Origin of the sequence: Oligoflexus tunisiensis, from assembly GCF_001748245.1 — a bacterium.
GTDB lineage: Bacteria > Bdellovibrionota_B > Oligoflexia > Oligoflexales > Oligoflexaceae > Oligoflexus > Oligoflexus tunisiensis.
Genome location: NZ_BDFO01000001.1, coordinates 6,299,077 through 6,324,865, shown reverse-complemented (window position 1 = coordinate 6,324,865; position 25,789 = coordinate 6,299,077). Strand labels below are relative to the sequence as shown.

24 protein-coding genes are annotated in these 25,789 nt (G+C 55.1%); 10 read left to right on the top strand and 14 right to left on the bottom strand.

Annotated elements, in window-relative coordinates; all coding sequences use genetic code 11:
* Nucleotides 1-27: 27 nt before the first annotated feature.
* The 5 genes from OLTU_RS26215 to OLTU_RS26195 form a co-directional block, all read right to left on the bottom strand.
* Nucleotides 28-348 carry a hypothetical protein gene (locus tag OLTU_RS26215; protein ID WP_141735692.1) on the bottom strand — a complete coding sequence of 107 codons (321 nt, stop codon included), beginning with the start codon at nucleotides 346-348 and terminating at the stop codon, nucleotides 28-30.
* A 190-nt stretch (nucleotides 349-538) separates the two neighbouring features.
* Nucleotides 539-1,261 carry a hypothetical protein gene (locus tag OLTU_RS26210; protein ID WP_141735691.1) on the bottom strand — a complete coding sequence of 241 codons (723 nt, stop codon included), beginning with the start codon at nucleotides 1,259-1,261 and terminating at the stop codon, nucleotides 539-541.
* Between the two features lie 10 nt (nucleotides 1,262-1,271).
* On the bottom strand, nucleotides 1,272-2,390 hold the full coding sequence (locus OLTU_RS26205; RefSeq protein WP_141735690.1) for a hypothetical protein: 1,119 nt from the start codon (nucleotides 2,388-2,390) through the stop codon (nucleotides 1,272-1,274).
* Nucleotides 2,391-2,501: 111 nt separating this feature from the next.
* On the bottom strand, nucleotides 2,502-3,779 hold the full coding sequence (locus OLTU_RS26200) for a hypothetical protein (RefSeq protein ID WP_141735689.1): 1,278 nt from the start codon (nucleotides 3,777-3,779) through the stop codon (nucleotides 2,502-2,504).
* Nucleotides 3,780-3,881: 102 nt separating this feature from the next.
* The gene (locus tag OLTU_RS26195) at nucleotides 3,882-4,796 is read right to left on the bottom strand and encodes an ImmA/IrrE family metallo-endopeptidase (protein ID WP_141735688.1); all 915 of its coding nucleotides are present in this window, start codon (nucleotides 4,794-4,796) and stop codon (nucleotides 3,882-3,884) included.
* Between the two features lie 285 nt (nucleotides 4,797-5,081).
* On the opposite strand from OLTU_RS26195, the gene OLTU_RS26190 reads away from it, so the two are divergent.
* From OLTU_RS26190 to OLTU_RS26170, 5 genes are all read left to right on the top strand, one after another.
* On the top strand, nucleotides 5,082-5,873 hold the full coding sequence (locus OLTU_RS26190; RefSeq protein ID WP_141735687.1) for a motility protein A: 792 nt from the start codon (nucleotides 5,082-5,084) through the stop codon (nucleotides 5,871-5,873).
* Nucleotides 5,874-5,876: 3 nt separating this feature from the next.
* Complete coding sequence (locus OLTU_RS26185; RefSeq protein WP_141735686.1) at nucleotides 5,877-6,542, top strand: OmpA/MotB family protein; 666 nt, start codon at nucleotides 5,877-5,879, stop codon at nucleotides 6,540-6,542.
* 106 nt (nucleotides 6,543-6,648) lie between these two features.
* On the top strand, nucleotides 6,649-6,984 hold the full coding sequence (gene clpS / locus OLTU_RS26180) for an ATP-dependent Clp protease adapter ClpS (RefSeq protein ID WP_439956698.1): 336 nt from the start codon (nucleotides 6,649-6,651) through the stop codon (nucleotides 6,982-6,984).
* A gap of 18 nt (nucleotides 6,985-7,002) precedes the next feature.
* Nucleotides 7,003-9,285 (top strand): ATP-dependent Clp protease ATP-binding subunit ClpA, encoded by a 2,283-nt coding sequence (gene clpA, locus OLTU_RS26175; protein ID WP_141735684.1) that lies wholly within the window; start codon nucleotides 7,003-7,005, stop codon nucleotides 9,283-9,285.
* Between the two features lie 47 nt (nucleotides 9,286-9,332).
* Complete coding sequence (locus OLTU_RS26170) at nucleotides 9,333-9,773, top strand: hypothetical protein (protein ID WP_141735683.1); 441 nt, start codon at nucleotides 9,333-9,335, stop codon at nucleotides 9,771-9,773.
* A gap of 76 nt (nucleotides 9,774-9,849) precedes the next feature.
* Here the strand turns inward: OLTU_RS26170 and OLTU_RS26165 are convergent, their stop codons facing one another.
* From OLTU_RS26165 to OLTU_RS26155, 3 genes are all read right to left on the bottom strand, one after another.
* Complete coding sequence (locus OLTU_RS26165) at nucleotides 9,850-10,821, bottom strand: class I SAM-dependent methyltransferase (protein WP_141735682.1); 972 nt, start codon at nucleotides 10,819-10,821, stop codon at nucleotides 9,850-9,852.
* Between the two features lie 95 nt (nucleotides 10,822-10,916).
* The gene (locus tag OLTU_RS26160) at nucleotides 10,917-11,936 is read right to left on the bottom strand and encodes a hypothetical protein (RefSeq protein WP_141735681.1); all 1,020 of its coding nucleotides are present in this window, start codon (nucleotides 11,934-11,936) and stop codon (nucleotides 10,917-10,919) included.
* A gap of 179 nt (nucleotides 11,937-12,115) precedes the next feature.
* The gene (locus OLTU_RS26155) at nucleotides 12,116-12,529 is read right to left on the bottom strand and encodes a DoxX family protein (protein WP_141735680.1); all 414 of its coding nucleotides are present in this window, start codon (nucleotides 12,527-12,529) and stop codon (nucleotides 12,116-12,118) included.
* A 206-nt stretch (nucleotides 12,530-12,735) separates the two neighbouring features.
* Here OLTU_RS26155 and OLTU_RS26150 point away from each other — a divergent pair, with 206 nt between their 5' ends.
* The gene (locus OLTU_RS26150) at nucleotides 12,736-13,809 is read left to right on the top strand and encodes a glycosyltransferase family 2 protein (protein ID WP_141735679.1); all 1,074 of its coding nucleotides are present in this window, start codon (nucleotides 12,736-12,738) and stop codon (nucleotides 13,807-13,809) included.
* Between the two features lie 8 nt (nucleotides 13,810-13,817).
* Here OLTU_RS26150 and OLTU_RS26145 read toward each other — a convergent pair whose 3' ends face one another.
* From OLTU_RS26145 to OLTU_RS26135, 3 genes are read right to left on the bottom strand one after another with little or no spacing between them, the layout of a single operon-like run.
* Entirely contained in the window at nucleotides 13,818-14,726 is a 909-nt protein-coding gene (locus tag OLTU_RS26145; protein WP_141735678.1) for a diacylglycerol/lipid kinase family protein, read from the bottom strand.
* A 14-nt stretch (nucleotides 14,727-14,740) separates the two neighbouring features.
* Nucleotides 14,741-15,439 (bottom strand): hypothetical protein, encoded by a 699-nt coding sequence (locus OLTU_RS26140; protein WP_141735677.1) that lies wholly within the window; start codon nucleotides 15,437-15,439, stop codon nucleotides 14,741-14,743.
* Nucleotides 15,440-15,443: 4 nt separating this feature from the next.
* Complete coding sequence (locus OLTU_RS26135; protein ID WP_141735676.1) at nucleotides 15,444-16,469, bottom strand: fatty acid desaturase family protein; 1,026 nt, start codon at nucleotides 16,467-16,469, stop codon at nucleotides 15,444-15,446.
* A gap of 54 nt (nucleotides 16,470-16,523) precedes the next feature.
* Here OLTU_RS26135 and OLTU_RS26130 point away from each other — a divergent pair, with 54 nt between their 5' ends.
* On the top strand, nucleotides 16,524-17,195 hold the full coding sequence (locus tag OLTU_RS26130) for a fatty acid desaturase CarF family protein (RefSeq protein WP_141735675.1): 672 nt from the start codon (nucleotides 16,524-16,526) through the stop codon (nucleotides 17,193-17,195).
* 9 nt (nucleotides 17,196-17,204) lie between these two features.
* Complete coding sequence (locus tag OLTU_RS26125; RefSeq protein WP_141735674.1) at nucleotides 17,205-18,296, top strand: sterol desaturase family protein; 1,092 nt, start codon at nucleotides 17,205-17,207, stop codon at nucleotides 18,294-18,296.
* 146 nt (nucleotides 18,297-18,442) lie between these two features.
* Here OLTU_RS26125 and OLTU_RS26120 read toward each other — a convergent pair whose 3' ends face one another.
* From OLTU_RS26120 to OLTU_RS26115, 3 genes are all read right to left on the bottom strand, one after another.
* Nucleotides 18,443-21,223, bottom strand: coding sequence for a M16 family metallopeptidase (locus OLTU_RS26120; protein WP_141735673.1), 2,781 nt, complete (start codon nucleotides 21,221-21,223; stop codon nucleotides 18,443-18,445).
* A gap of 128 nt (nucleotides 21,224-21,351) precedes the next feature.
* Nucleotides 21,352-21,477 (bottom strand): hypothetical protein, encoded by a 126-nt coding sequence (locus OLTU_RS32990; protein ID WP_281181251.1) that lies wholly within the window; start codon nucleotides 21,475-21,477, stop codon nucleotides 21,352-21,354.
* Nucleotides 21,478-21,585: 108 nt separating this feature from the next.
* Entirely contained in the window at nucleotides 21,586-22,326 is a 741-nt protein-coding gene (locus OLTU_RS26115; protein ID WP_218110271.1) for a DUF475 domain-containing protein, read from the bottom strand.
* Nucleotides 22,327-22,578: 252 nt separating this feature from the next.
* Between OLTU_RS26115 and trpS the strand changes: the two genes are divergently transcribed.
* Both trpS and OLTU_RS26105 read left to right on the top strand, forming a co-directional pair.
* On the top strand, nucleotides 22,579-23,592 hold the full coding sequence (gene trpS / locus OLTU_RS26110; protein WP_141735671.1) for a tryptophan--tRNA ligase: 1,014 nt from the start codon (nucleotides 22,579-22,581) through the stop codon (nucleotides 23,590-23,592).
* Nucleotides 23,564-25,735 (top strand): DUF455 family protein, encoded by a 2,172-nt coding sequence (locus tag OLTU_RS26105; RefSeq protein WP_141735670.1) that lies wholly within the window; start codon nucleotides 23,564-23,566, stop codon nucleotides 25,733-25,735. The genes trpS and OLTU_RS26105 overlap by 29 nt, the downstream gene beginning before the upstream one ends.
* The last annotated feature ends 54 nt before the right edge of the window (nucleotides 25,736-25,789 follow it).

The following is a 25,789-nucleotide window of genomic DNA, read 5'->3' as shown; positions in this document are numbered from 1 at the left end:
TTTAAATTGAATGCAATACGATTGCTCTCAACAGAGCATGGGCAGGCATCTTGAGGCCAGGGGCGCAGGAGGGTTGGCGATGAGAGTGAGTGAACTTAAAACGCGATAGAGTCGCACCAGGAAGACAGGTGACGTGAGATCATGAGGGAATGCAGGGGCCCGCGCAGTTTTTTTATACGCGGGTTTTTGTGCCATGAGCCAGGCAACTCCGGTCGCCTCAACTTCGGATTTCTTATGCTCGCAGGCCTCCGGAAAGCCGCTGTGGTTATGCTGTACAAAGCATAGCGGTCCAAGAAAGAGCAGCATAAAAATGAATGTTCTGCGAGCCAGTACTGCGAATAAACTCATCAACCGCATCCACGCAGATCAACAAAGATGTGAGTGCAGATTCTGACATGCGTGTTGAATTCTTGTCAACCTGCCGTTTATAAAAATTGAATGAAGAAGGAAACCCATACAGGAGAATGCCTTGCGGGGACCCGGTAAAATACCGGGCGTATTCTTTTCATCACTTAAGAAGATTAGAGAGGCGACGCCACTAAAAACGCCAGATCACTTCGATGAGATCCACATGCGGAATGCCCAGCTGCCCGACCCGCTTGCCAATGCGTTCGAGCTCACGCTTGGTCAATTGATAGGACCCCACCTGTTGCATGAGTTCATCGACCAGTGGATCTTCGGGCACACGGCTCGTGAAATCCGAAGTGACCAAAGCCGGAATCATGTAGCCGAAACCCCAGCTCAACGTCAGCCCACTCTTGAAATGTTTGGTGATGCCGACCTTGGGGGTCCAGTAAAGACTCCGGATGAGCAGGGAACCCTGGATATCGGTGGTGAAATTCACCTGATCCTGCGTGAGGGTCACCGACCGGGTGCCATCGATCTGAATTTCCTGATAACCCCCGGCCACCTGCCAGTAGAGAGGATGACGTTCCGAGGGTTCGCTGCGAAAGCGATATTCCAGGTGCTGCATGCGCAGCTTGATGTCCCGAACGCCACGCCCCGGCGCGATATTTTTTTCAAAGAGACCGAAGGAACCCATGTGGCTATCACCCTTGGGCCTTATATAACCGAATCCGATGTCGATCGGATGCGGTATGCTGATTTCCGTGACAGCCGCCCAGCCTGGTCGGAGACGCCGGGCTTTTTCCTCGGGCGTTTCCACGGGCGGAGCCTCCTTTTTGGAGGGCGTTCGGCTCCGACTGATGGCAGGTTCCGCAAATCCAAACGCAAGAATGATCAGGATCAACCTAAGTCGCATGGTTCGCCCCTTACTGACGGAAAGTGCTATTCAGCAGCGCATAAACCCAGAAAAAATCCACAGCCGGAAAGGTTTGATTTTCATCGGCACAGGGTTGCCAATCGTCACTGTTTTGATCCCGTTGCCAAAGATAGAGTTCACAGCGCTGGGCACTGCCGGGCAGGGCGTTTGTGGGGAAATATTTTTCATTGAGCAAAACATCCGCAGCCAGGGTCCCATCACCGTCCGTGAAGGCATGGTAAATCGCCTGAAAGAGGGCGTTCTGCGGTTGGGTGCTGATCTGAGTTGCGATCAGATCAAAATCGGTATCGATCAATCCTCCATAAAGGGATGATTTCAGAATCAGGCGCAGGGCCATCAGATGCGCCTCAAAACCGGCGAACTTGCGACCCAGCTCGGGAAAGTAACCGCGGTTGGCCGAGGTGCGGCCATTCAAAATATAATCGAGTTCACTGTAAAGACTCAGAAGACTCGGGCTCATCGTCGCGGCACCGGCGAGCTCCTCGCCATCAATGGCATCACCGAGGACGCCCTTGTTCTTCAGACTGAATTGGAGCAACCGATCCACGGCTGCGCCATCACCCGTCTGCCACAGGGCGAGACTCAGGCCGAGCAGCATATCCCGACTGATTGAGCTGCGGCTTTGTCCGGTCGGGTAGCAGTTATGGTCCGCGGATCGATACCAGCGGCCTGGCTCCGTGGATGATTCCGCCTGGGCGACGTCCTGGTTCAACCCCGATGCCACTAAAAGGGAGGTGAACAAAAGACCATCGCAGCCGGCGACGAACCCGGCCTTGTCGAGAGCGCCGGTATAAAGCCGGCGATAGGTTTCAAATTTGGCCGCAAGCTTCTCCTGCCGGGCAGCATCCACCTGCAAAGGTTGCCACGCGTAGTCCGGCCCCTGACGGTTCATCACGATCTGAATGATGCGAGTGAGATTCGGTGAAAGATCCTCGCCGCGCTCAATCTTGGCGCGAATGATCTGCATCATGCGTTCCGCTTCCACATCGGACACGGAATAGTTCGCACTTTTGTTGACATTCTCAACTTCCGTGGAGTTGATAGCCCGTGTTTCACGACAGGCCGCCGCCAGAGCCAAACATGCCGCCAGGATCATGATTTTTTTCATAAATATAGTCCCCCGTTTGCTATCGGCAGAAAACGGAGAACATTCAAGGGAGGTGCTTAAGGGATGTGATTTCAGTGGGTTAAAGGGCAAAATTTCACCGGCCCGGGCGCTTCATGAGGCCAATTCTGCCAGCTGTTTGAGCTTATCGCGGTCGGGCACAACATCCTTTTGCTGCGTTTGGTAGGCTTCCAAATGCTTCAGACATTCACGCGCTTCAGCGGAATGGGGGCGCGCCCGAATGCAGGCCTCGTAATAGGTATCCGCCTGCATCCACACAAAGACGTGCCGCAATTTTTCGCTGGTCCTGCCGGCCAGCTGAAAGCCGCGTGCCTTGAGCGCATCCGGTTCCTGGCTCGCCGCCAGCTCATTGAGGATCGACATGGCCCGCAGGTATTCGATCGTGCCGAAGTTCCGACCCTTGTTCCCCAGCTGATCGCCCTTGTCGGCAATCTGCTGTGCCCGGTTCAGAAGCACGGTGCCGCTCCGTTTTGGTGCCACGTTTTCGATGGTCCAGGCCTTGGCAGAGTTCCGCCAGGAATTCAGCATTTCCTTTTGCGCGGAATCGGAACTGGATTCCTCGCGCAGGGCGCTGCTCATTTCCAGGGTGATATGCGCATCGTTCCGCACCCGGATGGTGATGGCCATCAAATTTTCCACGGCGCCTTCCCAGATCCCCGGCCGGGACGTCCGAAATTTTTTATCACTCAGGACCTTTTCATAGGCGATCATGGCCTCGTCATACCGTTTGATGGCGGCATAGTACTCCGCCTTTTCCAGTTCACTCAGACTCGCTGGAGGTTCGGTAAATTGGAGGATGCTGCTGGCCTTGGTCTGGCCCGGATGCCAGGGTACGGTGTAATGCGTAATTTGCCGGAGGAGATAGCGTGCGTATTGCCAGGTTCCGGCCGTGACCGCCGCTTCCAGACGCAGAAGCTGTTTGGAAAGGTCAAACGTCACGTAACGCATCACCGGATCGGAGGCCGTGGTTGTCAGGAGCGGCTGCACCTCGTTCGCGATACCCTTCAAACTCTTGAGAGCAATCATGATGCGATTCTTTTCCGTCGCGACCGGATCCTGCCAGGCGCCAAGGCTCAGGAGGACGATCGCGAGGCCATCGGCATATCTTTGCAGGGTGGCTTTGGGATCCTTGTTCGCCGAAGCGGTGGGCGCCATAGCCGGAGCCTTGGTCGTCGGCATCGCCGGGGCTGCTGTGGTCGGGGCCGCTGGCGCAGGAGCTTTGGGCGGCAGCTGCCGCACGCCGGGTGGCGAGGGAGCCGGCGTCTGATCCGGTTTGGGCATCGCAGCCGGAGCCGGCTGCTGGGACCAGGCGATGTCTGAGACCAGACCCAATAATAGAGATAGAGTCAGGCTGAGGTGGCTTTTCGCCATCTTATCCTCCCTTCCGCTGGATCAAATTGTAGGCACCGGGAAATCTGGCACCCACAAACAGTCTAACGGAAGCCCGGTTCTGACTCCAGCTGGAAAGACGGATCAAATTTCAGCCGATTTTTCCAAAATCTCCTTGAGGCGACCGTTCATGAAGGTCTTGGACATCCAGAAGACATCAGCGAGCTGGGCAACAATATCCTTGGCGGCATCAAGATTGGCCAGTTCCTTGCGAATCAAATAGGCAGGGGTCAGGAGCTTGGCTGCGAAAAGATTCGCCTGAACTTCGGCTATGTAAGTGGAGTGCTCGGTGTTGTCGGCGGGTGGCGTGACACTGTGTTTTTTCAGGAAGTAGGCGGCCATGGCTTTCGCGATGCGATAGCGAATGTAGGGTCGCATCTTCACGTCCATGGGATACTCAATCATGATCCGGCCCGGCTCCGGTTCGAGAACCGTAATGGGCTCTTCATTCTTCTCAGGATTTTTGTCGACGGCACGCATGGCGAGTTCGGGATAGGCGGCGACGATCTCGGGCAGGTAGAGCGGCGCTTCATGAAAGTTGATCGTCTCATGAATGCTCCGCACGATCCGGTTGATTTCCGGTTCGTTGATCTCAAACTGCTTTTTGAATTCGAGTTCCTTATCGCGACCCCAGGTGTTGGCGTTCCGCCGGTAGTATTCTTTTTTTGCGGAATCCAGGACCTTGGGGTCCGGGGAAAAATCACCATAACCCGTATATTCGTAGAACGCTTCCCATTCGGTCATCTCTCCGGAAGCGACATCCACCACGAGCCGCTCATCCACACCGAGGTGTTTGGCGATCGACTTCATGGCCTGAATCGAACGGATATTCTTTTTGCCTTTTTTCCAGTGACTGCAGTCGGCGGGATCAAAACCGAGGATTTGCCCGACGTCCTGATCAATCACGCGAATGCCACCGAATTTGTGATCGAGTACCTTGCGACAGAATTGAAAGAGATTGGCTGAATGGGGGTATTTGACCGCCATATCCTTTTTCATGCAAGGCACCCTCCCGGAGTACGACATATTGCAACGCAGCGGTGGACCCACCGCGGCAGCCGTTTGACATAACTATCTTCTCGTCTATTTCACCATGTTTCTCTTTTAACATCGAATATGGGGTCGGTCAATCTAGGTATTGAGATATAAACAAAGGAATTTTATAGCTTCTGACACTTAAGTTTGGGCTATTTATACCTGGACGTGGGCAAAGCCTGCTGACTGACAGTTCAGGAGACCCTGCCTAAAATAAAGATAGGGTTCCCAGGGAACGGAGGTCCTCGCGTGTCCCTTATCTTAGGTATCATCGGCATTGCCTACAGTTTGTACTTTGCAGCGACGCATCCGGCTACGTCGTTTCATGGGTATTTGGACAAACCCAGTATCGTCCTGCTTGGAATCATGCCCCCCAGCGTGATGCTCCTTTCGCATGGGCTGCGCGACTTCGCAGTGGGTTTTTCGATCCTGGCCCAGGCGCTCTTCCGCGTCCAAGGGCGTACGGAAAAAGAAGTGATCGAAGTCCTGACAAAGTCCTCGGCCCTTGTGCGGTCAGAAGGCATAGGCTCGCTGATGAAGGTTCGCAATCAGGTTCGTCACCCCCTTTTGCGCGATGGGCTTTCCCTCATTGTGAATGACTTCACGCTCGAGGAAATTCGTCACAACATTCAAAACAAGATCAACGCCCAGCAGATGCGGATGTCGCTGGCGAATAATCTTTTCGATAACCTGGCCCGCCTTGCTCCCGGCATTGGTTTGATAGGAACCGTGATGGGTCTCATTTCCATGATGGCGAATCTGAAGAATCCGGAATCCATCGGCAGCGGCATGGCCATGGCGATGATCACCACCTTCTACGGGCTGATTCTAGGCAATATTATTTATGCACCCTGTGCTGAGAAGATCCAGCTGGAGGCGGAGAAATCCCTGCAGATCGACCTCATGGTGCTTGAAGGTGTGCTCTCGCTCAAAGGGAAAAAATCCAGCATTCACATGCGCGATATCATGAGTACCTATACGCAGCGCAAACAGTCGCCGGGCTCGGCCGCTCCCGCGTCGAACCCGCAGCTGAAAAGGTGAAGCATGGCGGAATTCGAAAGCTCGGGACCCCCGCGCATCAAGGTCAAAAAAAAGGAAGCTCTCTGGCTTGCCAGTCTCACCGATCTCACCTTTATCCTTATGGCTTTTTTCGCTCTGATGCTGTCGATGTCCAAGCCCGACCGTCAGCAGTACGATCAGGTCGCCAGTGCGGTGCAGGCCCAAAACCCGGCCGCAGAAAAAGTTGCCAATCTTACGGTCGTCGCTGAGGATTTGGAAAAGGCCATCAAGCAGCTGAAGCTGGAAGAGGATATTCGGGTCCGCATCGATCTGAACGGTCTGCTCCTCGAATTCAGCGAAAGGCTGGTTTTTCCCTCGGGTTCAGCCCAGGCCAGTCCCGCCTTTGCCAATACCACCGACAGGATTTTACGCATCCTGTCGCAGGCTCCCGACCGCTACGTTGTCACGATCGAAGGCCACACCGATGATCGGCCCATTCAGTCAAAATTTTTTAAATCCAACTGGGAATTAAGCGCGGCTCGCGGTATTACACTCTTGAAACTGCTGCAGGGACACGGTCTGGATGAGAAACGGATGAGAATTCAGGCTGTGGCTCATACACAGCCAAAAGTACCGGTTGAAGGAAAATCAGGACAGTCCTTGCAAGAAGCGCGTCGCGCCAACCGCCGGGTGGTTATCCGCTTGGATTGATCTCTTTCTAATTATGTACCCCCCCTTGACACCCCCCTGTTCCTACTTACCTTCTATCAAAGGGAAGTCTGCTTCGGGTATGATGAGTGGAGAATCCTTGTCGGAGTTGAGGAGAGAATCGGACATGGGCGGAAAACCAGCTGGAGAGAATGATACCAGCATCATACTGAAGGAAAGAGTCCTCACACAAAAACCTCGCCTTTACGGGGTTTATTTGTTGAACGATGATTATACACCGATGGAGTTTGTGGTTCATATTTTAGAAAAATACTTCAACAAGGATCACGCGGCGGCCACCGATCTTATGTTAAAAGTCCATAACGAAGGGCGTGCTCTCTGTGGTATATACCCCTATGAGATTGCCGAGACGAAGGTAACCTTGGTGACCGAAGAAGCGCGGCAAAACGGGCACCCTCTTCAGTGCGTCATGGAGAGGGCGTGAAAGGAGTCGGTTATTAGCATGCTTAGCCCAGATCTCGAAATAAGTTTGAATTTAGCGGTGAGTGAAGCAACACGGCGTGGGCATCCCTACGTAACTGTCGAGCATATTCTCTATGCTCTTCTCCACAACGCAACGGCCCGCGAAGCGATTGAAGCTTGTGGGGGCAGCATCGACAATGTCCGCCGTGATTTGGAATCATTCTTTGAAGAACACATTGACAACAATTCCCTGCGCTCGGGTCAACTGCCCCAGCCGACCATCGGCTTTCAGCGGGTGATCCAGAGGGCTGCGCAGCATGTGCAGTCAGCAGGCAAGGAAAAAATCCAGGGTGCGAATGTCCTGGTTGCCATTTTTTCAGAGAAAGATTCGTTTGCGGTCTTTTATCTGGAAAAAGAAAAGATCACACGTCTTGATGTGATCCAGTACCTTTCGCATGGCGTCAGCAAGAATGCGGATGAGCCCGGTGACTCGGAGGAAAATCCTTCGCGATTTTTACCCGGGCAGTCGGAAGATGAGGGCGAAGCCCCGTCCAAGGATCCGCTGGGCAAATTTGCGGTCGACCTCGTCGAGCGGGCCCGTCAGGGCAAGATCGATCCTTTGATCGGCCGTGATTTTGAGCTGGAGCGTATCATGCAGGTGCTTTGCCGCCGGCGGAAAAACAACCCCCTCTTTGTTGGGGATGCCGGGGTCGGTAAAACAGCGTTGGCCGAAGGTCTGGCGCTACGCGTGGTGAACAATGAGGTGCCCGAAGCTCTGCGTGGGCTGAAGGTCTTCTCGCTCGACATGGGCTCTTTGATAGCGGGTTCGAAATTCCGCGGTGACTTTGAGCAAAGGCTCAAAGGTGTGATCAAAGCCCTTCAGAAAACTCCGAAACATGTGCTCTTCATCGATGAGATTCATACCATCATCGGGGCGGGTGCTGTAGGCGGTGGTGCTCTGGATGCGTCCAACATTCTGAAGCCGGCTTTGGCATCAGGTGATGTCCGCTGCATGGGTTCGACCACGTTCAAGGAATATCGCAACCACTTTGAAAACGATCACGCCCTGGCGCGACGTTTCCAAAAGATCGATATTGAGGAACCTTCTCGCGATGATGCGCTGAAGATTCTGAAAGGCATCAAAGGCCAGTATGAAAAGCATCATGGCGTGCACTATTCCCCAGCGGCCCTGCTGGCAGCTGTGGATCTGTCGTCACGTTATATCACCGATCGCAAGCTGCCGGACAAGGCTATCGATGTGATTGATGAGGCCGCTGCGGCTGTCGCTCTGAAAGGGGCGAACCACAAAGGCAATCGAACCATTACCGCCGAGATGGTGCAAACCGTTGTGGCGAAGATGGCTCGTATTCCGCTGAACAAGGTCACCGTTACAGAACGGGAGTCCTTGCGGGATTTGGATTTGCGTTTGAAGTCCAAGGTCTTCGGTCAGGATCGAGCCATTGAAGCTCTGGCTTCCTCCATCAAGCTTTCACGCTCCGGCCTGGGGGATGAAGATCGGCCGATCGGTTCGTTCCTGTTCACCGGACCCACCGGTGTCGGTAAAACCGAGGTGGCGAAGCAGTTGGCCCGAACTCTGGGTATCGAAATGATTCGCTTCGACATGAGCGAGTACATGGAACGGCACTCGGTGTCCCGTCTGATCGGTGCACCTCCCGGCTATGTCGGTTTCGATCAGGGTGGTCTTCTGACGGATGCCATCACCAAGAATCCGCATGCGGTGCTTTTGCTGGATGAGATTGAGAAAGCTCATCCGGATATGCAAAACATCCTGCTCCAGGTGATGGATCATGGTACCTTGACTGATAATAATGGCCGTAAGGCAGATTTCCGTAACGTGGTGATCATTATGACCACCAACGCAGGCGCGAAGGAGTTGAGTCAGCAGTCCATTGGCTTTGACAAGGGCACGAAAGCCCGGGCCGAAGGTCAGGGTCTGTCGCGAGCGGTGAAGGAAAGCTTCTCGCCAGAATTCCGCAACCGTTTGAATGCCATCATTACCTTTGGCCCCTTGCCTCAGGACGTGGTGCAGATGGTCGCGAAGAAATTTGTTGATGAACTCAACGATAAACTGGCGAAGAAGAAAGTCACGCTCGACTTCGATCAGGAAGCCATCGCCTGGCTGGCGACGAAGGGTTATGACGAAGCCTATGGTGCACGACCCATACGCCGTCTGGTTGAAGAGAAAGTGAAACAGCCGCTGGCTGATGAGCTTCTGTTCGGCGAGATGTCGAAGGGCGGCGTGATCCACGTGTCCGTCAAGGATGATGTTCTGCACTTTGCTTTCAACAAAAAAGCGGGATAAACCCACGCTCGGGGCTGTCCCGTGTCCACGGAGGGGGAAGCACAGGCATGAAGAAAGCACGCGAACTTCTGACGTTGATCCGGGATATGCCGGGCAAAAAAGTGGTGACTCTAAGCATACTGCTCGATGATGAGACTTCCGATTTTGTGTTTGATGTCAGTGAAACGGGCAGCGTGGGCTACCATCGCGATCATCGCAAACAGCTTTTGACTCTGCTCGATTACGGCATTCACAATTCGGGCGGTCTCATCATAAGACAGTTCACAAATCTGTCTTATGAAGGTCGTTCCGCGGACGGGGATGTCGTCCGCTTCCCTTACAAATTGATTTACGCCATCTTCCTCGGCAACGGCGACTATTTCCCCCTCAGCAAGGCGGAAACGGAAGACGTGTGCTGCACCGATGCCCGCACCGGTCATCGTTTGAAACGGGAGGAAGGCGTCATTTATCGCGGCTGGCAAACCCAACGTCAGGCAGCGGTTCAGTAGTCCAACCATCGGCGTCGAGGGAAGCATCGCTGGGATAAGTTCCGGCGATGCTTTCCGCGCGTTGATGAGTCCTGGATCACGAAATCACAAAAAGCCGATGCGGCGTCTTACCCTCGTAATCGATGGGAGTTGATGTGTCGGTCAGGTCCTCTATGGATCCCGCCTTCACGCGACTGAAGTCAGGCTGAAAACGCTGATGATTGGTCGAGAAATAGAGCTTCCCACCCCGCCTTAAAACAGCCAAGGCTTCATTGATCAGGTCCGGATGATCCCTTTGAATCTCGAGCAGCTCCTGCCCGCTGCGGGTCGTGGAAAACGACGGCGGATCGAGGATGATGATATCCCAGCGGCGTCCCTCACGGGCGGCGGAACGCAGGAACAGGCGGGTTTCCTCGGCCACGGCGCTGTGCCGGTCGAGGTCATCCAGTTCGTTGAGCTTGAAATTGTCCCAGGCCCAGTCGAGATAGTTTTCCGACATGTCGACCGTGGTTGTGGAGGCGGCTCCTCCTTTGGCTGCATAAACGCTGAAGGCGCCGGTGTAAGCATAGAGATTCAGAACGTGCCGGCCCTCGCTCTCGCTTCTCACCCAGCTGCGGGTGAGGCGGTGATCCGCGAAGAGTCCGGTGTCGAGATAATCATCAAGATTCACCCAAAAGCGCAGATCCCCTTCCCGCACGACGAGGCGCTCGCCCTTTTTTTCCAGCCTTTGATAACGAGCTCCATCCTGGGGACGGGTTTGTCTTTGCCGCATATGCAGCTGGTCAGGGGCCAGGGAAAACTTCTCACGCAGCGCCTGGCCCAGGATGTCGAGATAGGGCAGGCCCGCGGTCTGCTCGCGCACATACTCCCCGAGCACGAGGTGGCCTTCGTACCAATCCACCACGGCGCGCACCTCAGGGATGTCGCGATCATAGATGCGGAAGACACCGATGTTCTGTTTTTCAAAACCTGGGCGCAGTTTTTTCCAGACCTTATGAGCCCGGTTGGCTAGCATTTCGGCATGTTTTTCCAGGGTGGCGGTATCATAGGCTTTGGGGGAAAGGCTCATGGGGCGCGTCCTTTGTGAAGGCTCTCTCGGCGCCCCAAATTGCCATTTTATGCGAGGAATATCAATGCCGAATCAGAACGGAATTCACCGACGCCTTACGGTTTGGCGTCATAGTTGACCTTCAGCTCCATGCCCGGTGCCACGACCACGGTGGCCGCCAGAGTCACCAGCCGGTTGGTCGCATCATAGGTCCAGGCCTCGCGTGGCAGGACATTCCCGCCGAAGGTGACGACGAGTTTTTCGGCGTCGATCGGTTCCTTGGACAGCTGAATCGATTGGCTGCGTTTTAAAACGTCCTTGGTAAAGCGATCGATAATCACGGTCCAATCCGGCGAGCAGATGTCGAGGATCGTGCCCCCGGTCTGCGTCGCGAGCGTGATATACTCCTGACCCACGGCTGCGATTTCGCACACGCCGACGGCCTGAGCCGAAGTTGGTGTTCCAATCACACCACTGACGGTGGCCTTCCATTTATTGGTTGGATCAAAATCCTTCGCCGTACTGCCAACCGTCGTGCCATTGTCATCGGTGATCACCAGCACTTCCAATTTCGCTTCAGGGCGTAAGGCCATAGGCGGATTCATGGGCGTGCCCTGAACGGTTTGATAGCGCGCGGCGTAAGCTCCTGAGAGCAGTTGATTCACATGTCTCAGCGCATCATGACTGCCAATCTCCTGGGGAATAAGGGCAACCTTGGTGGCATCCACTTCAGGCGGAAACGGGAACGCGGGTCCTGTCGGAGGAACCACGACTTCGTCATCGTCGTCATCTTCCTCTTCGCGGCCTGCGATAAGATGAATCTTCGGATCCAGGCTGCCTTGCTGCAAGGCCAGGATCATCTTGTTCAAATTCGTGGAAACGGCCGCACGCTCTTCATCCATGCTGCCGCTCGCATCAAGGGCAATCACCAGATCCACATTCTTGGAAATGATGATGCTATCGGTCAAAGCATTGGGTCCGGAGACGCCAACATCAACATTGCCATTCCCATTGCCGGTTTCAGGGGTGCTGCTGGCTACCGTTTCGGTGGCGCTGGCGCCTTTGAAACCGGATTTGTTACAAGCCACTAAGCCAATGATCAGGACAAGAGTAATCCACACGCTTTGCATCTTCATATGACCTCGCAGTCCAGGGTGGTGCCTTGCCAGCGTTATCGGTTGTTTGCAAAAAAAAATTGAGGGATTTTTATAATGGCGGGTAATTTTTAAGAATAGTGCTTAAAAACAAGGGGTTACAGGTGGCAGTTTGGTGCACGATTTTGTCAAAATCGGCAAACCAACCGCCAGTCCCGGTGTCAGCGGAAGATGTTGTGGTCGGCGGAATAACGTCCCGGTCCCGAAAGGATAAAGAGCAGGGCGATCGCGAAATAGACCGAAGCCAGCTCATAGGAAGCTCCGGACCCGACAAAGGGGTCGCCCCGCACCATGGAATGGAAATAAATGGCGACGGCCATCGTGCACGCAATGCCCAGCGAAGCGAGTGGCATCAGCAGACCCAGGACCCATGCCAATCCGCCTCCAAATTCCGAGATCGCGGCCAGGGCTTGCAAAAATCCCGGAACCGGAGCGTCAGGGCCCATCCAGCCGAACGGAGCCTGAATTTTGGCCCAGCCGTGGATCATAAAGGCAACGCCGGCCAGAAGCCTGACAAGAAGCAGGCCGCGGGACGTTCGATCCGGGACTGCCAGCGGTCGAAAAAATTTTTTCATCAGGGGGATCCTCCTTGAATGAATTGATGCCTGCTCGTTATGCCTGAAGCCGTGGGGAGGCAACAAGGTTTTTGGGGCGGGATCAGGTTTTTTTCTCAACCGCAAGGCGTCCGTATGATAGATTTGCAAGTCCGTCCTGTGCACTGACGGACAGCGTTCTGGGGGTATTTGACTACGATGCGGAACGATTGGAAGGGGATTCCTGCATGATTCCAGGTTTGCTTGGAGTCCTTGGTCTTGTGCTGCTCATTGTCAGGATGTGGCCGCGACCCTTCCATCCCTGCATGGTGGAGCCCGACAGCTGGCCGCTGGTTTCCATCATCGTGACGGTATGCAATGACGAGAAAAAGATCGGGCGCCTTCTGGATTCTCTTTGCAGCCTCGATTATCTCCACTACGAAGTGATCGTGGTGGACGACAGCTCCGCGGATGATACGCTCGTGATCGCCCGGAGGCACAAGGTGCGATTGATCCGCGGCACCAGGCGACCTGAAGGCTGGAATGCCCAGGCCTGGGCCTGTTATCAGGGGGCCCAGGCGGCGCGTGGTTCCTATCTTCTTTTTACGCATGTGAATACGGTGCATCACACCACAAGTCTCAGGCGGGTGATGTATGAACTGCTCCATGGCAGGGCGCAGGGTTTGTCTGCACTGCCTGAGTATGAACTTCCGCGAATCTGGACCAGGCTTTGTGGGCCTTTTCATGTTCTTCTTCTGGCGCTGACCAATCCCTATGGGAAACCACGCTCCGGTCAGACGTTTGCCAGTGGATCCTACCTTCTTCTTGAACGCAGCATTTACGATCGCATCGGCGGCCATATTCGAGTGTGGGCCGATGGAGTGGATAACACTCCCTTGGTCGAAGCTGTGCTGACGGAAGGAGGGCGTTGGAAGGTTTACACCGGACCCACGGTTTTTTCCCTGCGCCTGGATGAATCCCTGGCGGATTTCATCCGCGGCTGGCGGCGACATATTCGTGCGGGCTTCGCCTTCCGTTCCTGGAGCACGCCTTTTGAAATTACTCTTTTATTTGCGGCGGCCACAGGTGAGGGACGTTGGAAGGAACCGGATGGCTGGTTCATCATGCTTATGACCTGGTTTGTGCTCTGGCGCGCCCAAAAAAATCTCGGTCCATTTTCCCTTTGGGGCCTGCTTTTTCTGCCGTTCTCCCTGGTGCTTTTTTGTTCCGTATCCATGCTGGGACTTTGGGATCGGCTGCTCAAACGCTTGCTGTTCTGGAAGAAGCAGGTTTATCCGGCTCCGGCCGTGGAGAGCCCTTGATACGACCTTCACCAGGTTTTGAGACGCACGGCGCCTGGAATGATTTGCACGCGCAGGGGCAGCACGCCCAGCGGTTCACCGTCGAGGTCGAGAAGCACCTCCTCATCACTGGTCAGCTCCGCCCAGGTGATATTTTGGGTTTCGACTTTGGGATGATTCATATGCTGACCTGAATAAAGCAGCGGCGTATTCAGGAGGCCTTCCATGAGATTGACATCACCCAGAATCACGAGTTGAAACTTGCCATCATCGAGCTGAGCATCCGGAGCGATGCGCATGCCACCGCCAAAGTATTTTCCATTGGCAATCGCCACGACGCGCACCACGCGTTCTCCCAGGTCCCCCCGATCGGTTTTGATACGCACGCGACGATTCCTGTAGCGGGCCAGACCTTCCACGGTGTTCAGCAAAAAGCTGAGCCGGCCTCCCAGCTTCGTCCATTGCGTGGCCATCAGCTGATCGACAAATCCACTGAGGCCGCAGCTCGCGATATTAAGAAAATATTTCTCCACAGGCTTGTTATCATGATCGACGAAGGTCAGACGCCCGATATCAATCGGCGTGATATTATTGACTCCTCGATTGCGAAAGGAATCGGCGTGCGCGAGGCTCCGATGAAAATCGCAACCCGTACCGGCCGGCCAGATGGAAAACAGCGCCTCAGGGCGGGTCGGTTTGCCATTTTGAAAAAATCCTCCCAGGACCTCGGTGGCCGTTCCATCTCCACCCACCGCATGAATATGCTCATACCCATCGAGCAGCCCCTGGCGTGCCAGCACTTCGGCATGACCGGCGTGCTCGGTGAAGGTCACCTTGAAGGTCCCGACCAGTCGGCGCAGACGGCGCTCCAGCTGAGGCCAGTCGCGATCCGATCGGCCATTGCCTGCCTTGGGATTCACTATAACGAGAGTTTTCATGCGTTGGTTCCCATTCAAAAATTAGGGGTCATGGCACTCTTGAGCAGAGCATAACCCTCAGCTGTTTGTGAGCGGTAGATCAAACCATTGTCGAATTTTTTCACGGTGACGTCGCCATCCGGCGCCTCCTGGACCATGACGTGAAGGCGGCGCTTTTTACCCTGGAACTCGATGCTTTCCTCATGAAGACCGCGACTCGTGACCGGGTCGATTTCCAAAGTCAAAGGATCGAGCGAGCGTGTGCTGCGGGTGTGACCAGGAAGTAAAATGGCTTCCGGTCGAATCAGGCGTGAGATCAGATTACGGACTTCATCAAACGCTGCGGCCGCCAGGGTTTTCTCCGATTTTTGGCTATTGATTTGGCTGCTGATGTGCCAGACATTTTCTTCGCGCCGTCCCTGCACCTGCTGATGGATCGTTTTTTGGAAAGGCACGTCCTTGAAATAATTCACTTGGAAGGAGCGGAAGGATTGGCCGTCGTGTGTGAAACTATTGTGATCCCGCAGCGTCACCTTCAGAAAGAAAACCCGTGCATCCACATCCATTTCACTGTTGATATTCCAGAGTGGGCCGTCCCGGGTGATCGTGAAGCTGTACGTTCCTGCCGGGTGGTCGCTGTTATCGAAAAGTTCGTAGCGAAAGACTCCGGAGTCCGGGACCTGGCTCCAGGCCGTTCCCGCATGCAAGGCCAGAATGAGGATGAGCCATCGCATGACGCTACCTTTTCGCAATGTGGCTGAAGTGGGCAGCAATGGAGCGGACCGCCTCGGCAAAGGAAACGCGATTATAAGGGATTTGCTCGGCTTCAAAAGCGCTCTCCACAATCCTTTGAACGCGGCGCAGGCGAAAGGAAGGGATCTGTGGGTAGAGATGATGCTCGATTTGAAAATTCAATCCACCGAAGAACCAATCCATGCTCCCGGGATTGACAACAGTCCGGGATGTCACAGCCTGATGTTCGAGGAAGCTGAAGGCGTCCGGATTTTCAATCAAAGGCATACCGACATGATTCACCCAGAAAATCGCAGCGAGATAAGGGCCAAGGATAAAAAGAGGCAGCGTGTAAGCGAGAAGCACGCGGCCGAAGGTTATATCAAAGGCGATCAACGGGAGAGCCCACCACAGACTGAAATGAAGTCCCAGCACTGCAAGGTCGAGCGCAAACTTTCGGGGTTCCCGGAGGACACCCCATTGCGAAAGATGGCGCTGGCTATGAGCAAAAAACAGAGAAAGAAACCAGACGGAAATCCCCTGGCAGCGGGTCAGAAAACGCCCCAGAGCATTCTTGCGTCGCAGGGAGTCCTCGGTGAGGGAAACCACGAGGTCAACATCCATGTCCGGATCCTTGGGCTCATGCTGACAGAACTGATGATGAGTCCGGTGCCGGGCGTACCATTCCGCAAAAGCCAGACCGGTGACCACGGTCATACAGAACTGGCCCAACGCAGTGTGAACGAAACGCGAGCGCCCCAGGGACCCATGCCCCGCGTCATGCCCTAAAAAGGCAAATTGAGCCAGAACGAACGCGAGGATGCAGCAGGCCGCCGCGACCTGCCAGGGGCTGGTCCCAAGCCAGGCCCAGCCGAGGCTGACACTCCCCAGCAAAGTCAGCAGTGGAATTTTCCAGAGCAGGACTTTGGTGGCAGGCGCATGGAGTTCCTCCTCCACGACCTGGCTCAGCATCGATTGCCACAGCGCGTGAGAACGCCTGGGGTCCATTCCGGGTTTTGCGATCGACTGCATCGTGAACTTCCTGCGCGGTTACGTTTCGTTGATCCTTATTCCAGGATATACTGAATGGAGAATTTACCCAAGGGAACCCGGACGATGCTGGTACGCGGCTTCGAAATCATTGGGCTCGTCAGCTTTTCCTATCTGCTGGGCGCAGCTTTTCTGCAGCTTCACGATTCAGGCTGGCCTGCGGGCCTGGGCTGGACGCTTCTGGCCCTTCCCTGCGCCTATTACCTGGCGGACCTTTTCACGGGGTTTGTGCATTGGGTTTGTGATTCCTTTGGCTGTGAAACGACGCCCATCTGGGGTCCCATGCTGGTCGGACCTTTTCGTCGTCATCATCGCGACCCTTTGGAGATTACCCGCATTTCGCTGGTCGAGAATCTCGGTGCCTCGGCGATAGCCGGCAGTCTTGCGCTGATCGCCCTGCATCCAGGCGAAGGCAGCCACGGTTTTCTGTGGCATCTCTGGCTGCTGTTCCTGTTCTTCAGTTTTCTTTCGAATCTCTTTCATCGCTGGTCGCACTGGCCAAGATCCGCGTGTCCCCGCTGGCTCACGCTTTTGCAAAAGTATCAAATCATCCTGCCCCATAAGGCCCACCTTCTGCACCATGGACCGCCTTTCCGCACCAATTATTGTATACTCTCGGGCTGGGCCAATCCCTTGACCAATCGGATCCCCTGGGCCAGGATTGAGGCTCTGGTTCTGCGCTGCGGCATTCCCACGAATTTTGATTAAGGACATGCGGTGAAGACGCCTTTTTTCAACAAGCTGGCCTTTATCGGATTTTATCTGGCCGTCCTTTGCCTGCTTTCCGTCCTCGCCTTTCATTTTCCGGAGTATCTGTCGAATCCGCAGCTGCGTGATGCTTATAATGTCGACTATCTTCGGATCGTCCTGTTCAGCAGCCTTTATCTGTCCTTTGGCATGGGGCTGATCGCCCTTCTTTTAGGGCGAAAAAAGGGACTCGCGCTGGCCGCAATTTTGGTGTCCGCCCTGGCCACGGTGCTGGGCGGAGCCGCAGTTGAGGTGCAGGTGCCCATTCAACAAAAGCCGATCTACCTGAGCCTTGATCTCATCATTCTCGATCTTCTCGTGATGTCGATCCTCTTTGTGCCTTTGGAACGGATCTTTTTCTTAAGGCGCCAGCGTTTTCTGCGGGAAGGCCTGGCTACGGATTTGAGTCATTATGCGCTCAATCACCTTTTGATGGGCGGGGTCTTTGTTCTGATCGTATGGCCGGGAAACTGGATTCATGAGCACGTGTTTCAGAACCGCGTCCCCCAGTTCACCCAGCAGATGCCTCTGGGACTGCAGGTGCTGTGTATCCTTTTTATTGCGGATTTCGCCCAGTATTGGATTCACCGATACTTTCACAAGCGTCCACGCTGGTGGCAGTTTCACAAGATTCATCATTCCACTTTAAAAATGGATTGGCTGGCGAGTTCGCGCCTGCATATTGGGGATGTGATCGCCACGCGCGCCTTCAGTTATGTCCCGATCGTGTGTCTCGGTTTTTCTCAGGCCGCTGTGCAGCTTTATCTGCCGATCGTCGCAGTCCAGGCTCTGTTTGTGCACAGCAATGTGCGTTTTCACTTTGGTCCTTTGCGCTATATCGTGACAACCCCTCTTGTCCATCACTGGCACCATAGCAGCGATCCCAGAGCTCTCGACAAGAATTTTGCCGTGACGTTTTCGATTATCGATGTGATGTTTGGAACTTTCTATTGCCCGCGTGTTTGGCCGGAAGCCTATGGGCTTTATCAGGAGAGGATATCGAACAGGTTTCTGAGGCAGCTGGTCTATCCCTTCGCTGGGCAGCTGCGGCGCAAGGCCTGACGCGGAGACAGCCCGGACAGCTGCGGCGCAAGGCCTGACGCGGAGACAGCCCGGACAGCTGCGGCCGCAAGGCCTGACGCGGAGACAGCCCGGGCAGCTGCGGCGCAAGGCCTGACCCGGAGGTCAGACCCTGGCTTCGGAAGGGATTACATCGTAGCCTTGGCCACTTCGGTGGCCGCTTTCTTATCGAGAGCCGTAATCACGGTCATCTGATCCGGTTTCACCACGTCCTTGAGCGCAGCGTTCACGGCAGCCAGATCCACCTTGGCGATGGCCTCGTCGAGCTTGATATCAAAACTTAGGTCGCGGCCCAGCTCCATGTTGCTGGACAGAACTTCGACGATGCTCGCGTCGCGCATCAGGGCGTTCTTTTTGGATTCCGCATAGGCCTGCTTGGCGTTGGTCAATTCCTCAGCCGTGACACCATCCTTCTGGAATTTGATCAATTCCTCGCGAATGGCCGCGACAGATTTCTCGACATTCTGCGGAGCGCAGATCGCATAGGCAATGAGGTAGCCCAGATCATTCTGCTGATCCGCACGGATCAGACCGCCCGCGCCATAGGACAGACCTTCCTTCTGACGAAGACGTCCGAAGATACGCGAGGTACCGCCCGTGCCGAGGATATTGCTGGCGATGCGCAGAGCCGGATAGTTGGGGTCCGTATCCTTGAGCGCCAGGGCTTGCACCACACTCACATTCGCACCTTTTTTGTCAGGTGTATTGAAGGTGATGACGCCCGCTTTCACCGGCTGGTGCTGGTAAGTGATCGGCTGGAAGCCCTTGGGTGAACGCCATTGACCGACGCTGGCCGTCAGCTGCTTTTTCAGTTTCTCGGCATCCAGATCACCGACCGCCACGAACTGACCGGAGCTGGCGCCGACGAGTTTGCTGTAAACCGCCTTCACGTCGTTGACGGTGAGTTTTTCAACCAGCTTGATTTCCTCCTCCAGGGTCGGGATGTAACGCACATCGCTCGGAGCCACACCGGCCAGAGTCCGCATGAACTCACGGTTGGTCAGGTCACCCGGATCCAGCGCCGATTCCTTCAGTTGGGCCAGGTATTCCTGCTTGACGAGCTGGAATTGCTGAGGATCGAAGGAGGGCTGCATCAGAATTTCCGTGGCGAGATCGATCGCCTTGTCGAGTTTGGGTCCAACTGTGGTGCCGGAGAAGACGATCTTGCCCGGATTGTCCAGCGACCAGGTCGCGAAACCGTTGAAGCTGGTTTTGGTGAGAGCCAGCTGATCGTTCAAGGCCAGGTAATCATGTTTTTTGGTGCCGCGAAGCATCACGCGCGGCAGAATGTGGAGCGCCACCAGGCGATCCTTGAGGTCGGCTTCACTGCCCACATGCAGATCAAAGCGGAAGCTCACCGGAGCGCCGCGGGATTTTTTGGGCGTCAACGCCACCTTCATACCGTTCGGCAATTCGCTGTACTGCGTGCGCTTTTGCACGTTGGCCAGCGTGGGCTCAAAGAATTCACCAGCCGCCACTTCCGTGCGACCTTTGTAATCCTTCAGGGCCGCCATGACGTTCACAGGAGTCGTCTCAGCAACCTTGTCGAGATTTTTGGTTGGAATAAACAGGCCGACCGTCCGGTTGGAAGGCTTCAGATATTTCAATGCGCCCTGCAGCTGAGCCAGGGTCAGATTATCCACGCGATCGCGGTTGAGGAACATCAAACGCCAGTCACCGCGGCTGAACCATTCACTCAGGTAAATGGCGATCGAGGCGCTGTCGGTCATCGCCAGATCAAAGGAACGGCTGAAATTCGCCTGGAAGCGGGTGACATCAGTTTGGGTGAACTGGGATGGCTTCAGTTTATCCAGTATGTCCTTCATGCGTTTGGCCACAGCGTGAGGGTCCTTGCCCTTGGCCACCTTGGCGACAAAGACGATGACACCTGGTTCCGCCAGCTGCAAGGCATCAGCCTCGATTTCCACGGCATGACCTTTTTCCACCAGCTCCTTGTAAAGAAGGCCGCTGGGCTTTTGCGTCAAGGCCGAGGTCATGGCCTGGACAGCTGGAAATTCGGGATGACTGCCGGCCACGGTATGATAGGCCAGACCCACGGCGGCCTGATCGCCGTTGCGCTGCAGCGTGACAGTGCGCTCACCTTCCTGCACGGGTTCCACGGTATAGGTGGGAATCAGCGTGCGGGTGGGTTTTGGAATGGGACCAAAATATTTATTGATCAGAGTCAGCGCTTCCTTTTCATCAAAGGAACCGGCAACCACCAGCAGCGCATTATCAGGCTGATAGTATTGCTGGTAGAATTCCTTCAGACGAGCCGGCGGCACCTGCTCGATATCGCTCTTGTTGCCGATCGTGGTGCGACCATAGCCGTGCCACTGATAGGCGGCATTCATCATCTGTTCAAAGAGAACGCCGGTGGGATCATTCTCGCCGCGTTCAAATTCGTTGCGAACCACGGAGAATTCCTTGGCCAGTTCCTCGGGAGCTATCTTGCTGTTCACCATGCGATCGGCTTCCAGCGCCAAGGCGAATTCGAGGTTGCCATTGCCGGCGGGCAGGGTTTCAAAGTAATTCGTGCGATCGAAATAGGTCGTCGCATTGAATCGCGCGCCGCGATCCTGCAGCTGCTTCCAAATATCCGGACGCTCAGACGTGCCCTTGAAAAGCATGTGTTCCAGAAGGTGAGCCATGCCTGCTTCACCGTAACCTTCATGACGCGAACCCACGTTAAAGGTCAGGTTCACCGTCACGCGTGGCTTCGAGGGATCCGGAAAAAGTACGACCTTCAAACCGTTGGTGAGCTGATATTCCTTCAGTCCTTCCACTTCCGTCACGCTTTTCACACCAGGAATCGCGACGATTTCCGCCTTGGCAGACGGCTGCGCCGCGCTCATGGCGAATTGGCTGGTTAAACCCAGGGCCAACCCGAGAGCAATCTGTTTGATCATCTTTGTTTCCTTTTCGGCAGAATAGAGAAAGCTTCTTGCCTGTAGCTATAGCGTGTTTGCTTGAAGATTTTGATGAGAATCTCAGCGGTCCGAATATTTTTTAGGAAGGAAGGCGCTGGCGCGCCTCGTCAGCGCGGGTGAATTTCCCCAGAGACCCGGTCGGATTCATGGCCCTGTGCGATGCTTTCCCGCAAAAGGCCAACCAGAAAGGCCAGGATAAAGATGCCGGCACGCAAAATCTTGTGGGAGGTCATGGAGTCTTCCTTCTCAGTCCAAAGGCCACCAGGGGCATCGGGGCCCCTGGTGTCTTTCGGTTGAGAAGTAGCGCGAAACGAGGGCAAAGATTGCCCGGTTGGGGAAGATCAGTGGCTTTCGTGCTTAAATTTCTCAGGAAATTTATAGTTATAGAAGATGGCGCCACACAGAATGGAAATCATCACCGGCAGGAAGATGCCTTCCGGAATGTGCAGTCCGACCATCGGAATCACCAGGCTGCCCAGCTCAATTTTGTTAATCTCCAGAAGCACTTTCAAACCGGCGATACCGACCAGAACAAAGGCGGTTGGAATGAGGATGGGGAAGCGTTCAATCAGGCGAATGAAGTAGGACGCGGCCACCCGCATCATCAAAATTCCTATGATGGCACCGGTAACGAGCACCCATGGTTCCTTGGATACGGCGAGAGCCACGGCCACCGAGTCGATGGAAAACATAAGGTCCATCAGCTCAACCGCAAGAATGGTTTTCCACACAGCCTTCCAGCCCGCGCGCGGCACCACCTTCTGTCCGGTTTCATCCGGCAGACGGAATTCATGCGCTTCCTTAACAGGTTCTGACTTCTCCTCCGCTTTCTTCAGGAAGAGTTCATTCACCGCGAGCCATACGAGATAAGCACCGGCCAGGAATTTGATCCATTCATGCTCCATCAAGGCGACACCGACGAATACAATCCCAACCCGCATAACATAGGCGCCCCAGATCCCCCAGAGCAAAGCATGCCGCCGATCCTCGGGGTTTTTCAGGCGACCGCTGACCAGGGCAGCCAGCGCGAGAGCGTTATCAAAGCTAAGAAGCCCTTCCAGAATGGCCAGCTGCATAACCATTCCGATGTGTACGGCGGAGATTTCCAAGATTTTATCCTCAATTTGACACAGTAGATGCAGTTCATGAGCGTTTCATGAAAAATTTCCATCATACTTTAGGCGATCACTCATGGGTACGCAATATTAGGCAAGGCTTTGCCGTGGCCGGGGTCGTTTTTTGCCTCGGGAGGACGCTCAAAATGCCGGGAATGCTGGCGGTTTTCGTGCAGAATCAGTATATCGTCTTGAAACGTTGTCGCGAAAGGAAACTGCATGGCCACTCCTGCACCGAGCAAAAAAGTCATTTTATCCGGAATTCAGCCGACCAATCGTTTGACCCTGGGCAACTACCTGGGCGCCATCAAAAATTGGGTGAAGCTCCAGAAGGACTTTCATTGCCACTATATGGCTGTTGACCTGCATGCCTATACCGTGCGTCAGGATCCTGAGGCTCTGCGTAACAACACCTACACAGCGATTGCGATTTATATCGCATCCGGCATTGATCTGGAGCATTGCACGCTCTTTGTTCAGTCGCATATTCCGCAGCATGCGCAGCTCGCGTGGCTGCTCAACTGCAATGGTTACATGGGCGAACTCAGTCGGATGACGCAGTACAAGGACAAGAGCAGCAAGGCCGGAGCCAATATTCCGGTGGGGCTCTTCACCTATCCGCTGCTGATGGCGGCGGATATCCTGCTCTATGATACGCACCTTGTTCCGGTGGGTGATGATCAGAAGCAGCACGTGGAACTGACCCGTGACCTGGCGCAGCGCATGAACGGTCTTTATGGTGACGATACGTTTGTGGTGCCCGAGCCCTATATTCCGCCAGTGGCCGCCCGGGTGATGGATCTTTTGAGCCCCACGAACAAAATGAGCAAGAGTGCGGTCAATGAAAATGGCAGCATTTTCCTGACCGATAGTCCGACGGATATCGAAAAGAAATTCAAACGGGCGGAAACGGATTCCGGCAAGGAAATTCGCCACGATCGTCAAAACAAACCCGGCGTCAGCAACCTCATCGATATCCAGGCCGCCATCACCGGGGAATCGATTGCTGCGATCGAAGCCCGTTATGATGGGAAGATGTACGGACATCTGAAGGTGGAAACCGCCGAGATCGTCAAACAGGAGCTGGGACCCATTCAGAAGCACGCTCAGGAACTGCTGGCCGACAAAACGGAACTCGATCGTATTCTGAAGCAAGGGGCCGAGAAAGCCCGCGCCAAGGCCGAAGTAACTCTGCGCCGCGTGCATGAGCGTATCGGCTTCATCATGTCTTGATCAGGAATGGGAACGCATGGACATCAGCCTGATAGCGGAACGCATACTCTTCGGCAACCGGCTGGAGGATAAGCTGCTGCTGCCGGAAACCTGGACCGACGTCAGGCCTGGTCCGGCGATCGGCATCCCGGCTCAGCCCGGCCGGCCGGAGGCCCTGAGTTTTGCGCCCAGGACGGAGCGCGTTCCCTTTCCCCAGACGCGTGACCTGGTTGATGATCGCACGCGCGGCATCGTTCTGCATTTCTTTGCCAATCATGAGCTGCTGGCCATTGAAATCATGGCGCTGGCTCTCCTGCGTTTTCCGGATGCCCCGGCTGCATTTCGTCAGGGGCTGATGCAAACCATTGCGGAAGAGCAGGGTCACCTGCGGCTTTATCAGCAGCGCATGGAATCCCTTGGGGTGGAACTCGGTGCGGTTCCCGTGAACCAATTCTTCTGGGATTGCCTGCGGACCATGCAAAATCCCCTGGATTTTGTGATCGGGATGAGCCTAACCTTCGAGCAGGCCAATCTTGATTTCGCCCGTTACTATCAGCAGGCCTTTGCCCAACTCGGCGATACGGAAACAGCCGCGATTTTGCAGCAGGTTTATGACGATGAGATCGGTCACGTCAAGCATGGCGTGAGCTGGCTCAATCGTTGGAAGGAACCGCAGGAATCCCAATGGCAGGCCTATCAAAAGCGTCTTAAGTTGCCTTTAAGTCCAGCCCGGGCCAAAGGTCCTATTTTTGATATCGAAGCGCGTCGGAGGGCCAACTTGAGCGAAGAATTTGTGGAACAACTCGATGTCTTTGCGGGCAGCAAAGGAGGCAAACTCCCGGCGCTGCATTGGTATAACGCGGACTGCGAACTGGAACTCGCGCGTGAAAGCACAGGTTACAGTCCCAATCAGGGCACGCGCAAGGTCATGGGGGAACTCATGACCTGCATGATGTTCGTGGCCAAACCAGGCGATGTGGTGCTGGCTCACAAGGCCCCGTCCGCCCGCTGGCTGAGTCGCATGCGCGAACTCGGATTTGATCTGCCTGAATTCTGCGAACAACCGGAAAGCTCGCGCGAGCTGCGCCGCCTCATTGAAGCGCGCCGCTGGGAGCGCCTGACCCCTTGGGGCTGGACGCCGCGCAGTCTGGATATGGCGCGGATCCTGGATCCCGGTGGACAAAAACCTTTGCCGATTGATCTGGCCGCCGAAGGTTTCTGGCAAAATCCCTGGATGGAACTCTTTCGCAAATCGGCTTTGCCGGCTCTGCGACGCGATCTGCGGCAGCAGATATCACCGAATGATGAGGTGCTCTGGGGACCCGCGCCGGCGGATGGGGCGCTTCTGCGTGATATGACCGATGTGCTCATGGCCATCGGGCAGCTGCATGAGCAGTTTGGAACGCCCGCTGTGATCAAGAGCCCCTATGGTTTCGCCGGCTCCGGCATGCTGCGGGCTTATCCCGGTCAGGACCTCAGCGAATCGCAGATCGGCTGGATTGAGCGCCAGTTCAAACTTTATGGTGCAGTGCTGATCGAACCCTGGCTGCAGCGTATCGCCGATATCTCGGTGGTCTGGAGCCCTGAAGAGGAAGCGTTGAGCAGCTTTGTCTTTCATACCAATGCCAAGGGCCAGTACAAGGGCCATTCCTTGCAGCCCGTCTCCTACGCACTCGACCAGGAGCTGCGCGGCATGATGTTTGCGTCGAAGCAGGGACAGGAGGCTGCCTACGAGCGCCTTCTGGAAGTGGCGGGCCTCGTGCGCAGCCGCCTGCAGGAGCGCGGCTATCGCTATGCAGCCGGCATTGATACCATGCTTTACCGCTGGCGTGATCGCATCCATCTGCGGGTGCTGGGTGAAGTCAACTGCCGCATGACAATGGGTCATATTGCGCGGGGACTGCGCAAACGGGTGTCAGGTTATCAGCCGAGTCTTTGGCAAACGATCACCGCTCTCGAAGCGCAGAGCAAAGGTTGGGCGAAGCTGACCGATCTGGCCAAGGCTCTGCAGGATCAGCATCCGATTCGCACCAAACAGAATGCGGTGGAGCAGGGTATTTTCTTCACCAATGATCCCTATCAAAGCCAGTACGTGCTCGGGGTCGTGGCGGTTGGCCGGGATGCGATCGCAGCCTGTGAAGGCATGGGAGCTGATGTCACGTAAAATTGTGATGGACCAAAGCCGGGTCCTCCCGGCAAACTGAGATCGACGCAGGTT

Coding starts and splice junctions, on each gene's coding strand:
- OLTU_RS26215 (WP_141735692.1), bottom strand. CDS start 348: ATGAGTTTATTCGCAGTACTGGCTCGCAGAACATTCATTTTTATGCTG.
- OLTU_RS26210 (WP_141735691.1), bottom strand. CDS start 1,261: ATGCGACTTAGGTTGATCCTGATCATTCTTGCGTTTGGATTTGCGGAA.
- OLTU_RS26205 (WP_141735690.1), bottom strand. CDS start 2,390: ATGAAAAAAATCATGATCCTGGCGGCATGTTTGGCTCTGGCGGCGGCC.
- OLTU_RS26200 (WP_141735689.1), bottom strand. CDS start 3,779: ATGGCGAAAAGCCACCTCAGCCTGACTCTATCTCTATTATTGGGTCTG.
- OLTU_RS26195 (WP_141735688.1), bottom strand. CDS start 4,796: ATGAAAAAGGATATGGCGGTCAAATACCCCCATTCAGCCAATCTCTTT.
- OLTU_RS26185 (WP_141735686.1), top strand. CDS start 5,877: ATGGCGGAATTCGAAAGCTCGGGACCCCCGCGCATCAAGGTCAAAAAA.
- clpA (WP_141735684.1), top strand. CDS start 7,003: ATGCTTAGCCCAGATCTCGAAATAAGTTTGAATTTAGCGGTGAGTGAA.
- OLTU_RS26170 (WP_141735683.1), top strand. CDS start 9,333: ATGAAGAAAGCACGCGAACTTCTGACGTTGATCCGGGATATGCCGGGC.
- OLTU_RS26165 (WP_141735682.1), bottom strand. CDS start 10,821: ATGAGCCTTTCCCCCAAAGCCTATGATACCGCCACCCTGGAAAAACAT.
- OLTU_RS26160 (WP_141735681.1), bottom strand. CDS start 11,936: ATGAAGATGCAAAGCGTGTGGATTACTCTTGTCCTGATCATTGGCTTA.
- OLTU_RS26155 (WP_141735680.1), bottom strand. CDS start 12,529: ATGAAAAAATTTTTTCGACCGCTGGCAGTCCCGGATCGAACGTCCCGC.
- OLTU_RS26150 (WP_141735679.1), top strand. CDS start 12,736: ATGATTCCAGGTTTGCTTGGAGTCCTTGGTCTTGTGCTGCTCATTGTC.
- OLTU_RS26145 (WP_141735678.1), bottom strand. CDS start 14,726: ATGAAAACTCTCGTTATAGTGAATCCCAAGGCAGGCAATGGCCGATCG.
- OLTU_RS26140 (WP_141735677.1), bottom strand. CDS start 15,439: ATGCGATGGCTCATCCTCATTCTGGCCTTGCATGCGGGAACGGCCTGG.
- OLTU_RS26135 (WP_141735676.1), bottom strand. CDS start 16,469: ATGCAGTCGATCGCAAAACCCGGAATGGACCCCAGGCGTTCTCACGCG.
- OLTU_RS26130 (WP_141735675.1), top strand. CDS start 16,524: ATGGAGAATTTACCCAAGGGAACCCGGACGATGCTGGTACGCGGCTTC.
- OLTU_RS26120 (WP_141735673.1), bottom strand. CDS start 21,223: ATGATCAAACAGATTGCTCTCGGGTTGGCCCTGGGTTTAACCAGCCAA.
- OLTU_RS32990 (WP_281181251.1), bottom strand. CDS start 21,477: ATGACCTCCCACAAGATTTTGCGTGCCGGCATCTTTATCCTGGCCTTT.
- OLTU_RS26115 (WP_218110271.1), bottom strand. CDS start 22,326: ATGGTTATGCAGCTGGCCATTCTGGAAGGGCTTCTTAGCTTTGATAAC.
- trpS (WP_141735671.1), top strand. CDS start 22,579: ATGGCCACTCCTGCACCGAGCAAAAAAGTCATTTTATCCGGAATTCAG.
- OLTU_RS26105 (WP_141735670.1), top strand. CDS start 23,564: ATGAGCGTATCGGCTTCATCATGTCTTGATCAGGAATGGGAACGCATG.